The sequence below is a fragment of the Mesorhizobium sp. B2-3-10 genome (assembly GCF_006442275.1).
Lineage (GTDB): Bacteria > Pseudomonadota > Alphaproteobacteria > Rhizobiales > Rhizobiaceae > Mesorhizobium > Mesorhizobium australicum.
The window spans coordinates 266,241-279,647 of sequence record NZ_VFVT01000005.1; the positions used below are offsets into that span (position 1 = coordinate 266,241).

General features: G+C 64.4%; 11 protein-coding genes. 8 read left to right on the plus strand and 3 right to left on the minus strand.

Going from position 1 to position 13,407, the window contains the following annotated elements:
* Positions 1-36 precede the first annotated feature (36 nt).
* The 3 genes from FJ943_RS16750 to FJ943_RS16760 all read right to left on the minus strand — a co-directional run bounded on the left by FJ943_RS16750 (position 37) and on the right by FJ943_RS16760 (position 3,034).
* On the minus strand, positions 37-519 hold the full coding sequence (locus tag FJ943_RS16750; protein ID WP_140723061.1) for a MarR family transcriptional regulator: 483 nt from the start codon (positions 517-519) through the stop codon (positions 37-39).
* Positions 519-2,090 (minus strand): NAD(P)/FAD-dependent oxidoreductase, encoded by a 1,572-nt coding sequence (locus FJ943_RS16755; RefSeq protein ID WP_140723064.1) that lies wholly within the window; start codon positions 2,088-2,090, stop codon positions 519-521. Before FJ943_RS16755 ends, FJ943_RS16750 begins: the two co-directional genes overlap by 1 nt.
* 152 nt (positions 2,091-2,242) lie before the next feature.
* Complete coding sequence (locus FJ943_RS16760) at positions 2,243-3,034, minus strand: cyclase family protein (protein ID WP_140723067.1); 792 nt, start codon at positions 3,032-3,034, stop codon at positions 2,243-2,245.
* Between the two features lie 118 nt (positions 3,035-3,152).
* Between FJ943_RS16760 and FJ943_RS16765 the strand changes: the two genes are divergently transcribed.
* The 8 genes from FJ943_RS16765 (at position 3,153) to FJ943_RS16800 (ending at position 13,127) form a co-directional block, all read left to right on the plus strand.
* Positions 3,153-4,727, plus strand: a complete 1,575-nt coding sequence (locus tag FJ943_RS16765; protein ID WP_140723070.1) for an NAD(P)/FAD-dependent oxidoreductase — start codon at positions 3,153-3,155, stop codon at positions 4,725-4,727.
* Positions 4,728-4,839: 112 nt separating this feature from the next.
* Positions 4,840-6,369 carry an ABC transporter substrate-binding protein gene (locus tag FJ943_RS16770; protein ID WP_140723073.1) on the plus strand — a complete coding sequence of 510 codons (1,530 nt, stop codon included), beginning with the start codon at positions 4,840-4,842 and terminating at the stop codon, positions 6,367-6,369.
* An 88-nt stretch (positions 6,370-6,457) separates the two neighbouring features.
* A complete protein-coding gene (locus FJ943_RS16775; protein ID WP_140660597.1) occupies positions 6,458-7,465 on the plus strand; it encodes an ABC transporter permease in 1,008 nt (335 codons plus the stop codon).
* Positions 7,458-8,306, plus strand: coding sequence for an ABC transporter permease (locus tag FJ943_RS16780; protein ID WP_140614831.1), 849 nt, complete (start codon positions 7,458-7,460; stop codon positions 8,304-8,306). The genes FJ943_RS16775 and FJ943_RS16780 overlap by 8 nt, the downstream gene beginning before the upstream one ends.
* Complete coding sequence (locus FJ943_RS16785; protein WP_140723077.1) at positions 8,303-9,181, plus strand: ABC transporter ATP-binding protein; 879 nt, start codon at positions 8,303-8,305, stop codon at positions 9,179-9,181. Before FJ943_RS16780 ends, FJ943_RS16785 begins: the two co-directional genes overlap by 4 nt.
* The gene (locus tag FJ943_RS16790) at positions 9,174-10,010 is read left to right on the plus strand and encodes an ATP-binding cassette domain-containing protein (protein WP_140723080.1); all 837 of its coding nucleotides are present in this window, start codon (positions 9,174-9,176) and stop codon (positions 10,008-10,010) included. The genes FJ943_RS16785 and FJ943_RS16790 overlap by 8 nt, the downstream gene beginning before the upstream one ends.
* A gap of 80 nt (positions 10,011-10,090) precedes the next feature.
* Positions 10,091-10,690 carry a VOC family protein gene (locus FJ943_RS16795; protein WP_140723083.1) on the plus strand — a complete coding sequence of 200 codons (600 nt, stop codon included), beginning with the start codon at positions 10,091-10,093 and terminating at the stop codon, positions 10,688-10,690.
* 142 nt (positions 10,691-10,832) lie between these two features.
* Positions 10,833-13,127 carry a bifunctional salicylyl-CoA 5-hydroxylase/oxidoreductase gene (locus tag FJ943_RS16800; protein WP_140723085.1) on the plus strand — a complete coding sequence of 765 codons (2,295 nt, stop codon included), beginning with the start codon at positions 10,833-10,835 and terminating at the stop codon, positions 13,125-13,127.
* Positions 13,128-13,407: the final 280 nt, after the last annotated feature.

A 13,407-nucleotide genomic window follows, 5' to 3' on the forward strand; every position in this document is an offset into this window, starting at 1 on the left:
CCTTCCGTTGCCGCCGACAGCTGGCGGCGCCTATATCTAGATGTCGTGCTTGCGAATGTTTTTGAGCATCTTCAAAAGCGTTGCGATGAGTGCTGCATATTCGGCGTCGTCGATATCGTCGAACATCGCCTCGAAGGCGTCATGCATGGCCGGCCAGGCGCGGGTGAACTCGGCGCGGCCGTCGTCGGTCAGGAACACGTGGCGGATGCGGCTGTCGGTGACGCCTTGCTCGCGCCGCACGAAGCCTTGCCCCTCTAGCGTGTCCAGCGTGCGGCTCAGGGTCGATTGCTCGATGACAGTATAGACCGAGAGGTCGTTGACGGTGACGCCGTCGGTGACCGACAGCACCGCCAGCGTGCGCACCTGCGAAATGGTCAGGCCCTGCTTGCGGAAGTCGTCGCGCAAGGTAGCGTTGTAGCGGCCCATGATGCGGTTCATCAGATAGGGAGCGAATTGCTGCAGGCCGATCTGGCCGAGGGTGGAAATGCGCTGGCGTTTTTCGGCGACCTTCTGTTCCATCAGAGCTTCCCTGCCAGCAGGAAGCCGGAGCCACCGCCGAGGCCCGCACCGGGATGGGTCGAGGCGCCGATATGGTAGAGGCCCTTGACGCCGGTCTGATGGTTGCGGCTGGTCTTGAACGGCCGCCACAGGAACGACTGGTCGACAACAGAGGAGCCGCCGTAAGGGTCGCCGCCGACGAGGTTGATATTCATCGCCTCGAGATCGGCCGGCGAATAGGCGCGGCGCGCGATCACGCTGTCCTTGAAGCCGTCGATATGGCCGGCGAGTATCGCTTCAGCGCGATCGGCATAGGCCTCGCGCAGCGCCTCGGTCCATTGTCCGTCGGCAGGCGCATCGAGCTTCCCGGCGGCGTCGCCCTTGATGTGGCGGGGCGCCTCGGGGAGTTGCAGCCACAGGATCGCCTGGCCCTCCGGACAGCGTGATGGATCGAGCGCGTGCGGCTGGCCGACGCAGATGGTCGGCACCTCCGGCAGCATGCCGCGCGCCGCCTCGTTGCAGGCTTTCGAAACGCCGTCCAGTCCGGGCGTCAGATGCAGCAGCGCCACCTTGTCGAGGCCCTCGCCGCGCCAGGACGGCGGCTTGGTCAGCGCGTAATGGATCTGAAAATTGCCCTTGCCATAGCGGTATTTCCGCGTCGCTTCGACGTCGTCCTTCGAAGCGTCCTTGCCGAGCAGACGGCCGTAAAGCTGCGTCGGCGTGACCGAGCAGATGACGCTCTTGTTCGCTGTGATCGTTTCGCCCGACGCCAGCCGCACACCGGCTGCGCGGCCACCCGCCTGGACGACCGAAGCGACGTCGGCGCCGGTGCGGATGTCGCCGCCGCGTTCCCTGATCAGCGCTTCGAAGGCGGCAAGCAGGTTCTTCGCCCCGCCCTTGACGATCGGCGCACCGGCAGCCTCCAGCGCGAAGGCGATCACCTTGGCGATCTGGCCGGAAAACGCATCTTCCGGGCCAAGCCCGGCATGCAGCACCCAGGGCGCCCAGAGCGCCCGAATGGTTTCGGACTGGTAGCTGCTTTCCAGCCAGCCGCGCGCCGGCACCAGCGCTTCGCCAAGAAAGGCGGCTAGGCCGCGCGGACCACGCCGCCAGGTATCGCCGGCCAGCAGCTTCGCCGTCGGGTACGACCAAAGCGCGCCGCCGAGCAGACCGAACAGCAGGCCGGCATTGCGCTCGATGCCGCCGACATCTTCCGCATGCCGGTCACCGTCGCCGGCCGCGATCGCGTTCAGCGCAGCGACATTGGCCGCGCGGCCGGTGCTGAGCACGGCATGGCTGCCGTCAGGCATGAGCACGCCGGTCGGCGTGCCGGTGTGGCAGAACTCCAGCCCGTGCCGGGCGAGGTCGCCGCCCAATGCTGCAAAGGCCGGCGAGGTGATGAACAGCACGAAGGTGGTCGCCATCACGTCGTGGACGAAGCCCGGCGCAGTGATCTCCTCGGTGCGCATGCAACCGCCGATACGGTCGTTGCGCTCCAGAACGAGCACCTTGGCGCCCTTGCCGCCGAGCATCGCCGCGCAGACCAGCGCGTTGATGCCGCTGCCGACGATGATGTGATCGGGGGCGGTCATCGAGGGGTGCTCCCCCGCTTTGGTGGATGATGTTCAATTGCGCGCGGTAGCGTTCCTTGGCGTAGAGCGGCAACCTCACCAGGTCGCCGCGCCCACTTCGTCATCGCGGTACCATTTGCAGCCATGATCTTCTCCCGAAGACCGCCCTCGCTTTATTTCCCCGCCACCAGCGCCAGCGCGCGGATCGGGCTGCCGGTGCCGTGCTCGATCTTGAGCGGCGCCGCGATCAGGATGGCGCCTTTCGGCGGCAGCTGGTCGAGATTGCAGAGGCTGGCGAGGCCATAGCGGTTGGCCTTGTGCATCAGCGTGTGCGCCGGGAATGGCGGCTCCATGCCGCCGGCCTTGCCGGCATCGGTGCCGATCGTCTCCGAGCCCCAGCCCTTGATGTCCTTGCCGATCAGGAACTGGATGGCTTCCGCCGTCGGGCCGGGTGTGTGCGGGCCGGTCTCGTTAGCGTTGAGGAACTCGGCTTCCGAGCCGTTGCGCTTGTACCAGTCGGTGCGCATCACCACCCACTCGCCGGCATTGATCGCGCCATGCTTGGCCTCCCAGGCCTTGATGTGGTCGACGGTGAGCAGGAAATCGTGATCGGCGGCCGCCTCTTTCGAACAGTCGATGACATTGACCGGCCCGATGAAATTCTGCGCCGGAATGGTATCGGTGGCGCCGTCCGGATAATCCTTGCCGCTGATCCAATGCTGCGGCGCGTCGAAATGCGTGCCGGAATGCTCGCCGAGCTTCAGCCAGTTCCACGCCCACCATGGACCGTTCTTGTCATAGCGGGAGATCGAGTGGATCTCGACCTTCGGCGTGTCGACGGCAAGCTCCGGCGGCAGCTTGATCAGCGGTGTGTCGGGCCCGAGCGGCGCCGTCAGGTCGACCACCTTGATGGCGCCGGAAAGGAGCTGGCCGGCAACTTCGCCGAGGAGTTTCTGGGTATCCATGGTCTCTGTTCCCTCTTGTCTGACATGATCAAGGCTCGTCTCGGCCCTTAATATCCTACTAGACGAAAACATATGCATCTGCAATTATCTTTAAGCATAAAGGAAATGGGAACGGGGCGTGAGCGAGTTCGACGCCATCTTTGTCGGGGCGGGCCACAACACTCTGGCATGCGTCGCGCATCTGGCGCTCAAGGGCTGGAAAACCGGGGTTTTCGAGCGCAATACAACAATCGGTGGAGCCGTCCAGACCCGCGAATTCACGCTTCCGGGCTTCCGCCACGATTTCGGCGCGATGAATCTGAGCCTGTTCGCCGGCTCCGCCTTCCACCGGAAATATGCAAATGAATTGAAAGCGCAGGGGCTGGAATTCGCGCCGGTCGCCGATTGTTTCGCCAGCGCGTTCCCGGATGGACGCTGGTTCGGTGTCAGCAACGACCTGGAAAAGACCGCCGGACGCATGGCTGCCTTTTCAGCCGCCGATGCCGCGACGTGGCGCAGGCTGATTGCCGCTTTCCCAGCCGAGGCCGAGCATCTGTTCAAGCTGCTGGGCTCGCCGATGAGCGCCCGGGCGCTTGCAAGCACCGCCTGGAACCTGTGGCGCAAAAAAGGTGTTTCCGGCGCGCTCGACACCGGCCGGCTGTTGCTGTCGTCGCCGCGTGCCTGGCTGGAGGAAAATTTCGAGTCTCCACACATCAGGGCGACGCTCGCCACCTGGGGCATGCATCTCGACTTCGCGCCCGACATCGCCGGCGGCGCGGTGTTCCCCTATCTGGAATCGATGGCCAACCAGAGTTTTGGCATGGTGCTGGGCAAGGGTGGCGCCGACACGATCATCCGGGCGCTGGCCGGCATTGTCACATCGGCCGGCGGCAGGATCGTCACCGGCGCCGATGTCGCCGAGATAACCGTTTCCGGTGGCAAGGCGACCGGTGTGCGGCTTGCTTCCGGCGAGACGCATACGGCCACCAAGGCGGTCATTGCCGGCGTTGCACCCAAGGCGTTGGCCGGCACGCTTTTGCCGAACGGTTCCGGCGACGCCGGCTTCGACACGGCGATGCAAAAATTCCGGCATGCACCCGGCACGATGATGATCCACCTGGCGCTGGACGACCTGCCGGACTGGCGCGCCGGGGCAGAGCTTCGGCGGTTCGCCTATGTGCATCTAGCGCCATCGCTCGAGCAGATGTCGCGCACCTATCAGCAGGCGACATCAGGCATGTTGCCGGACGAACCGGTGCTGGTCGTCGGCCAGCCGACGGCGGTCGATCCTTCCCGGGCACCTGAAGGCAAACATGTTCTGTGGGTGCAGGTGCGCATGCTGCCCGCCGAAATCGTGGGCGACGCCTCGGGCAAGATCGCAGCAGCCCATTGGGACCAGGTCAAGGAGGCCTATGCCGACCGCGTGCTCGACATCATCGAGACCTACGCACCTGGGCTGCGTGCGAAGATCCTCGGCCGCGCCGTGTTTTCGCCGATCGACCTCGAGCGCGAGAACCCGAACCTCGTCGGCGGCGACCAGGTCTGCGGCAGCCATCATCTGGCGCAGAACTTCTTGTTCCGTCCGGCGCGCGGCTATGCCGGCTGGGACACGCCGATCAGCAATCTGCATCTCACCGGCGCCGCGACATGGCCCGGTGCCGGCACGGGTGCCGCCTCGGGCTTCATGCTCGCGCAACAGCTTGGCGGGAGGTAGGCCAGACGATTTCATGAAGGCGACGAGAGGCAAGCGCTGCTGCCGACGAAGCCCTAACCAATGACCGGACGAAGCCGCGCAAAAGACAAATAAACCAACAAGGGGAACGACCATGACAATAAACAGACGCGAATTACTGGGATACAGTGCCGCGGCACTTGGTGTGGCCGCTGTCGGCCTGCCCAAGATGGCCAATGCCGCCGCCGGCGAGTTGACCATCGCCTATAATGTCAACCTGCCGTCCTGGGACCCGACCACCGGACCGTCGGCCGTCAACCCGACCATCCAGGGCCTCTACCAGTCGGTGTTCGACCAGTTCATCCCGCAGAAGCCGGACCTGTCCTTCGCGCCGGGCCTGCTCACCGAATGGGGCTGGAACGAGGACCGCACCAAGATCATGATGACGGTGCGCGAGGGTGTAACCTGGCATGACGGCTCGCCGTTCACGCCCGAGGACGTGGTCTGGTCGTTGCAGCGGGCGGGCGATGAAAAGACCGGCAACCCGATCCAGTTCGTGTGGAAGAACGTCAACAATTTCAAGATCGACGGCAACAAGATCACGGGCGATGTCGTGCAGTTCGACCCGGTCTATTTCAAATGGATGTCGTTCCTCACCGGCTACATCATGCCGAAGGCCTATTACGAGAAGGTCGGTGCCGAAGGTTTCGAGAAGGCTCCGATCGGAACCGGCCCCTACATGGTCGAGAAGTTCGAACGCAACGCCTTCCTGCGGCTCAAGGCCAATCCGAAATACTGGGGCGGCAAGCCGGCATTCGAGAACGTGACGATCAAATTCGTCACCGACGCGGCGAGCCGTGTCGCCGAGATCGAATCCGGTTCCTCGCAGGTGACGCTCGAAATCCCCTATGAAGAGTACGACCGGCTGATCGCCAAGGACGGGCTTGCCGGGTCGATCAAGAATGTTTCCGATATCGGCATGATCTTCTTCAACGACATCGAAGCGATGCTGGACAAGAACGTGCGCCAGGCAGCCGTCATGGCGGTCGACAAGGAGCTTCTGGTCAAGCGGCTGCTGCGCGGCTACGGCCAGCCGCTCGCCACGCTGGAAACGCCGGAATACGCGGCCTACGATGCCTCGATCAAGGTCGAGCACAATCCGGAAAAGGCCAAGGAGCTGCTGGCGGCCTCGGGCTATTCGCTGGAAAAGCCGGTCAAGTTCACCATCCAGACGACCAAGGGCTTCAAGCCCAAGGACTATGAGATGATCCAGGCGATCGTCGGCATGTGGCGCAAGGTCGGCATCGAGGCGACGATCGAGGTCTACGAGATCGCCAAGCACTACGAACTGCGCGCCGCCGACAAGCTCGCGCCGGCGGCCTTCTACAATTGGGGCAACGCCATTGGCGACCCGACCACGTCGACCGGCTTTGCCATGTATGGGCCGAGCCCGCATTCGGTCTGGGACAGCCAGGACCTGATCGACATGATCAACCCGCTGTGGGGAGAGAAGGACGAGACCAAGCGCATCGCCGGGTGGAAGGCGGTCGATAAATACATCGCCGAGCAGGCCTACGTGCTGCCGCTTATGCAGTATGCGCAACCGATCGTGCATGCGAAGGGCGTCAAGGTGGTGCAGCATATTTCCGGCGCGCTGCTGCCGGCCCTGATGACCCCGGCCTGATATCAGCCTGGGCTTACCGCGCGCCGTCCATAGCGACGGCGCGCATTTCTACACGCATATGAGCCTGCGGGCTCCTGCAAAGATTTACATGCTCCTGCAACGATTCCTGATCCGTCTGCTGACGATGCTGATCACGCTGTTCGGCGTGGCCGTCGTCGTATTCGTGGTCATCCGCGTCGCGCCCGGCGATCCGATCGCCATGATGTTGCCGCCCGGCGCCACCAATGACGACATCGCCCGTCTGCGTGCGCTCTATGGGCTCGACAAGACGATCGTGCAGCAGTTCTTCATCTGGCTGTCCGGTGTCGCCAGGGGCGATTTCGGCACCTCGATCTCGCTCCGGCAGGACGTGCTTGGCCTCGTCTTCAGCCGGCTGCCGGCTACGCTGGAGCTTGCCATCGTCGCGCTCATTATGGCAGTGGCGATCGGCGGCACGACGGCGATCCTGGGCGCGCGCGAGCGCGGCACGGCGGTCGAGGCCGGCATCGACATCGCCAGCGGTGCCGCGCTTTCTATCCCCGATTTTCTCTGGGGCCTGGTGCTGATCCTGCTGTTCGGCGTGCTGGTGCCGATCTTCGACATTTCCGGCCGCGTGTCGCCGCAGCTCGACCTGCCCTTCGTCACCCAGTTCTACTTCTTCGAGAGCCTGCTTCGGCTGCGCTTCGACCTCACCTGGGACCTCTTGAAGCACATGCTGATGCCAGCCGTGGCGCTGGCGCTGCCGCTCGCGGCCATCATCGCGCAGCTCCTGAAGCAGTCGCTGAAGGAGGTGCTCGACCTCGACTATGTCGTGCTGGCGCGGGTCAAGGGGTTTTCGGAAACGCAGGTCATCTTGCGCGAGGCGCTGAAGAACGCCGCGCTGCCGACGCTGACGCTCATCGGCGTGCAGTTCACCTTCCTCATCGGCGGCACCGTCATCGTCGAGCGGCTGTTCTCCTATGAGGGCCTCGGCAACATGGCGATCGACGCCGTCATCAACCGCGACCTGCCGCTGATCCAGGGCATCGTGCTGGTCTTCGCGCTGCTGTTCGTGCTGATCAATCTCGCGGTGGACATGATGTACGCGCTGCTCAATCCGAGGCTGCGCCATGGATGAGGCACGCATCATCAGGCACGGATCGAGCCCGAGGCTGTGGCTCGCCGGCGGTTGGCTGCTGCTGGCGCTGCTGGCCGCGATCTTGGCGCCGCTGGTGGCGCCGCAGGATCCGCTGGCGCAGGATTTGATGCTGGAACGTCTGCCGCCGTTCTGGCTCGATGGCGCCGAGCCGGGCTATTGGCTCGGCACCGACAGCCTCGGCCGCGACCTGCTCTCGCGCCTGATCTTCGGCGGCCGCATCGCCTTCATCGTTGCTTTCGCGGCGGCCATCGCCGCCTGCGTGGTGGGCTCCACATTAGGGCTGGTCGCGGGCTATTTCGGCGGCTGGGCGGACCGCATCATCTCGCGCATCGTCGACATCTGGATGGCCTTCCCGCCGGTGCTGTTCGCCATCCTCCTGGTCGCCGTGCTCGGCACCGGCTTGAGCTCCGTCATCCTCGCCATCGCCATCATCGACTGGACGCGTTTTTGCCGGGTCATCCGCGCCGAGGCGATGGGCCAGTCGCGCATGGACTATGTCGAGAATGCCCGCATCGCCGGCTATGGCCGCTTCGGCATCATGCTGCGCGAGGTGCTGCCCAATGTGGTACCGTCGATCGTGGCGCTGCTGTCGCTGGAGATGGGCATCGCCGTCATCGTCGAGGCGATCCTGTCCTTCGTCAATCTGTCGATCTCGACCGACGATCCGACCTGGGGCGGCATCATCGCCGAGGGCCGGCTGTCGATCCATCAGGCCTGGTGGGTGCTGGTCTTCCCGCTGATCACGCTGATCCTCACCGTGCTGTCATTCAGCCAGTTCGGCGAGGCGCTGAAGACGCGTTTCGATCCGGTGCTGCGATGAGCGCCTGTCTCGAGATAAACAATCTAAGCGCGGTGCTGGCCAACGGCCAGCGCGTGCTGCGCTCTGTTTCGCTCTCGGTACAACCCGGTGAAGTGCGCGCGCTTGTCGGCGAAAGCGGCGCCGGCAAGACGATGATCGGCAAGGCGGTGCTTGGCGTGTTGCCATCGAGCGTGCGCATCGTCGAAGGCGATATGAGACTCGAGGGCGAAGACCTCGGCAAACTCCCGCCAAAAGCACGGCGCACGCTGATAGGCGCGCGCACGGCGCTGATCCCGCAGGATCCGCTGACCGCGCTCAACCCCTCGCGGCGCATCGGCCCCCAGATGACCGACCGTCTGGTGCGCATCCTCGGCTGGAGCGGAGACAAGGCCGATCGGCGTATCCGCCACTTGCTGGACGAGGTGCAAATCCGCGACCCTGATCGTGTGCTGAAAAGCTATCCGCACGAGCTCTCCGGCGGCATGCGCCAGCGCGTGCTGATTGCCGCCGCCTTTGCCGCCGAGCCAAGGCTGATCGTCGCCGACGAGCCGACCACCGCCCTCGACGTCACCGTGCAGAAGCAGATCCTGCGGCTGATCGCGGCGTTGCAGCGCGAACATGGCACCGCGATCCTGTTCGTCACCCACGATCTCGGCGTCGTCGCCAAGATCAGCCAGAAAGTGTCGGTGCTCTATGCCGGCAAGGTGGTGGAAGAAGCAGAGACCGCGGCGCTGTTCGCGGCACCTCAGCATCCCTACACCCGAGCACTGATGGCTGCGACGCCGCGCTATACCGATCCCTTCGCGTCGCTGAAGCCGGTGGACGAGGCGGTACTGGCCGGGCTCGCTGCCGAGATTGCTGCCGCCGACCAGGCCTGGAGGCGTCCGCATGGCTGAGCCGCTGTTCTCCGTACGCGGGCTGAAGGTCGCGCTGCCCGACATGACGCGTAAGCCGCTCATCGGCCGCGCACCTTTGGCCGAGATTCTGAAAGGCCTGGATTTCGACCTGCCCAAGGGGTCGGTGACAGGGATCGTCGGCGAATCCGGATCGGGCAAGTCGACGCTCGGCCGCGCTTTGGTGCGCCTTCTGGAGCCCAGCGCCGGCAGCGTCAGTTTCGAGGGCCGCGACATCACGCATCTGCCTGAGGCAGCGTTGCGACCGCTGCGCCGCGACCTTCAGATGATCTTCCAGGATCCGATGTCGTCGCTCAATCCGCGCCGCACCATCGCCAGCATCATCGCCGCGCCGCTCAAGCAGAACGGGCTTGGCGACAATCTCAGGGATCGTGTCGCCGAAGCGCTGCAGCGGGTCGGCCTGCCGCAGAGCTTTGCCAGCCGCTACCGCCACGAACTGTCGGGCGGCCAGCGCCAGCGCGTCGGCATCGCGCGCGCGCTGGCGCTGTCGCCGAAATTCGTGCTGGCGGACGAGATCGTCTCCGGCCTCGACGTGTCGACGCAGGCCCAGATCCTCACCTTGCTGGAGAAACTCGCGGCCGAGATGGGCCTGACCGTTGCCTTCATCAGCCACGACCTGTCGGTGATCCGAAGGCTGTGCCGGCAGGTGATCGTCATGCGCGAAGGCAGCATCGTGGAAGCGAGCGCCACGGACGCGCTGTTCGACATGCCGCGGCAGACCTACACGCGCGACCTCATTGCAGCCATTCCGCTGCCCGAAATCGACGAGAGCTGGCTGGACATTCCTTCCGCCGGCAAAGCGCCGCCATGAATGCGAACGCGCGCCGAAAAGCGGGCCTCGGACGTGCGATTGGAAAATGACGAAGTCCCGCCAATGGAGGAGAAACTGACATGAAGATGATAATCCGAAGTGCGACGCTCGCGGCCGCTATCCTCGGCAGCGCCGGCATGGCCTCGGCGAGCTCGATCCCCGGCATGCGCGGGCACGACCATACCGGCATCACGGTTCCCGACATGAAGCAGGCGGTCGACTTCTTCACCGAGGTCGTCGGCTGCAAGAAGGCGATGTCGTTCGGCCCGTTCGCCGACGACAAGGGCACCTTCATGCAGGACCTGCTCGGCGTCGATCCGAAGGCTGTCATCGAGCAGGTCACCATGGTGCGTTGCGGCTATGGATCAAACATCGAGCTGTTCAAATATACCGCGCCCGACCAGAAGGATCTGACACCGAAGAACAGCGACATTGGCGGCTTCCACATCGCCTTCTATGTCGACGATGTCGCCGCGGCCAAGGCTTATCTCGATGGCAAGGGCGTCAAGACCAGGATGGGGCCGCTGCCGGTCAAGGAAGGACCCGCCGCCGGCCAGACCATCCTTTATTTCCAGGCACCGTGGGGACTGCAACTCGAGGCGATCAGCTATCCCTCGGGCATGGCCTATGAGAAGGGTGCCGAGACCGTGCTGTGGAGCCCGAAGAATCCTGAGAAATGATCTCTCGCGGCGCGCTTGCAGGATGTCCCGGCAAGCGCGCCACGCACGCTCGCATAATCATTTCGACATAAAACTTTAAGCTTGAAATATCTTACCTCCGGCGCGATACTGAGGCATAGCAAGCGAAGAGGAGATCGCACAAATGAAGGTTGCGGTTCTCGGCGGCGGACCAGCCGGCCTCTACTTTGCCATTTCGATGAAGTTGAGGGACGCCGCGCACGACGTGACGGTTTTCGAGCGCAACCGCGCTGACGACACGTTCGGCTGGGGCGTGGTCCTGTCGGCCGAGACGCTCGATAACCTTGCTGAGAACGATCCGGTCAGCGCCGTCTGGATCAAGAAGCATTTTGCCTATTGGGACGACATCGCCGTCATCCATGACGGCGTGCGCACGGTCTCGTCGGGCCATGGCTTCTGCGGCATCGGCCGCAAGCGGCTGCTGGTCCTCTTGCAGCGCCGCGCGCGCGAACTCGGCGTCAGGCTGATGTTCGAAACCGACATCGCCGATCCCCGCCCCTATATGGAGACGCATGACCTGGTCGTCGCCGCCGACGGGCTGAATTCAAGGGCGCGCAACACTTTCGTCGATATCTTCAAACCCGACATCGACACCCGCAAATGCAAATTCGTCTGGCTCGGCACCAACCAGAAATTCGACGACGCCTTCACCTTCATCTTCGAGAAGACCGAGCATGGCTGGGTGTGGGCGCACGCCTACCAGTTCGACAGCGAGACCGCGACCTTCATCGTCGAATGCAGCGAACAGACCTGGGCCGCCTTCGGCTTCGGCGCGATGTCGCAGCAGGAGTCCATCGCGGTGTGCGAGCGCATCTTTGCCAAGCATCTTGGCGGCCACGCGCTGATGACCAACGCCAACCATATCCGTGGCTCGGCCTGGATCAACTTCCCGCGCGTGCTGTGCGAGCGCTGGTCCTACAAGAATCTGGCGCTGATGGGCGACGCGGCGGCCTCGGCGCATTTCTCGATCGGCTCCGGCACCAAACTGGCGCTGGAAAGCGCGGTGGCGCTGGCCGATTATGTCGAGACCGAGCCGGACCTCGAGGCCGCCTTCAGCAAATATGAAGACGCCCGCCGCACCGAGGTGCTGAAGCTGCAGTCGGCGGCGCGCAATTCGCTGGAATGGTTCGAGGAGGTCGAGCGCTATCTCGGCCTCGATCCGGTGCAGTTCAACTATTCGCTTTTGACCCGCTCGCAACGCATCAGCCACGAGAATCTGCGACTGCGCGATGCCGAATGGCTGGGCGGCGCCGAAGAATGGTTCCAGCGCCAGGCGGGTGCCGGTGGCAACAGGCTGCGCCGGGCGCCGATGTTCGCGCCGTTCAAGCTGCGCGACATGCGGCTGCAAAACCGCGTCGTCGTCTCGCCGATGGCGCAGTACAAGGCCGTCGACGGCTGCCCGACCGACTGGCATTTCACCCATTATGCCGAGCGCGCCAAGGGCGGCGCCGGGCTCGTCTATATCGAGATGACCTGCGTCAGCCCGGAAGGGCGCATCACGCCCGGCTGCCCCGGTTTCTACGCGCCCGAGCATGAGGTGGCGTGGAGGCGACTGGTCGACTTCGTCCATGCCGAAACCGAAGCGAAGATCTGCGCCCAGATCGGCCATTCCGGCGCCAAGGGTTCGACCCGCGTCGGTTGGGAAGGCACCGACGTGCCGCTGGCCTCCGGTAACTGGCCTGTGATGGCGGCATCGGCTGTCGCGTGGTCGCCTGACAATCAGGTGCCGAAGGCGATGGATCGCGCCGACATGGATTTGGTGCGCGATCAATTCGTCGCCTCGGCCGAAATGGCCGATCGCTGCGGCTTCGACATGCTGGAGATCCATGCCGCGCATGGCTATCTCCTGTCGTCCTTCATCACGCCGGTCACCAACCGGCGCGCGGACGCCTATGGCGGCTCACTTGAGAACCGCATGCGCTATCCCCTCGAAATCTTCCACGCGGTGCGCGCCGCCTGGCCGGCGGAGAAGCCGATCTCGGTGCGCATTTCGGCCAATGACTGGGTCGGCATCGAAGGCGTGACGCCGGCAGATGCCGTCGAAATCGCTGGGATGCTGCGTGAGGCCGGCGTCGATATCTGCGACGTCTCGGCGGGGCAGACGTCGGTTGCCGCCAAGCCGGTCTATGGCCGCATGTTCCAGACGCCGTTTTCCGACCGCATCCGCAACGAGGTCGGCATGGCGACGATGGCTGTCGGCAACATCTACGAGCCGGACCACGTCAATTCGATCCTGATGGCCGGCCGCGCCGATCTGGTGGCGCTGGCACGGCCGCATCTCGCCGATCCCTACTGGACGCTGCATGCGGCGGTGTCGCTCGGCGACCGCGGTGTCAAATGGCCTGATCCCTATCTGCCCGGGCGCGACCAGATCTACCGGCTGGCCGAGCGCGATGCGGCGGCGGGGCTGAAAGTATGAGTATTTTTCGTTCGCCACGCTGCCCCTCATCCGCCTGCCGGCACCTTCCCGCAGCATGCAGGGGGGCGTCGCGCATGCATGGTCTTGCACTGCGCTGGTCGACCCCCACTCCGTCTCGGCTTCGCCGATCCACCTCTCCCCCGATCGACGGGGGAGAGGAACGGTGCGACCCCTCTGCCGCCGATGCTCGTCTCATGAGGCTCCCTTCCTTTCCCTCCGGAGGAGGGAAAGGTGGCGTTGCGAAGCAACGACGGATTGGGGGAACCACCTGGCAACCAAG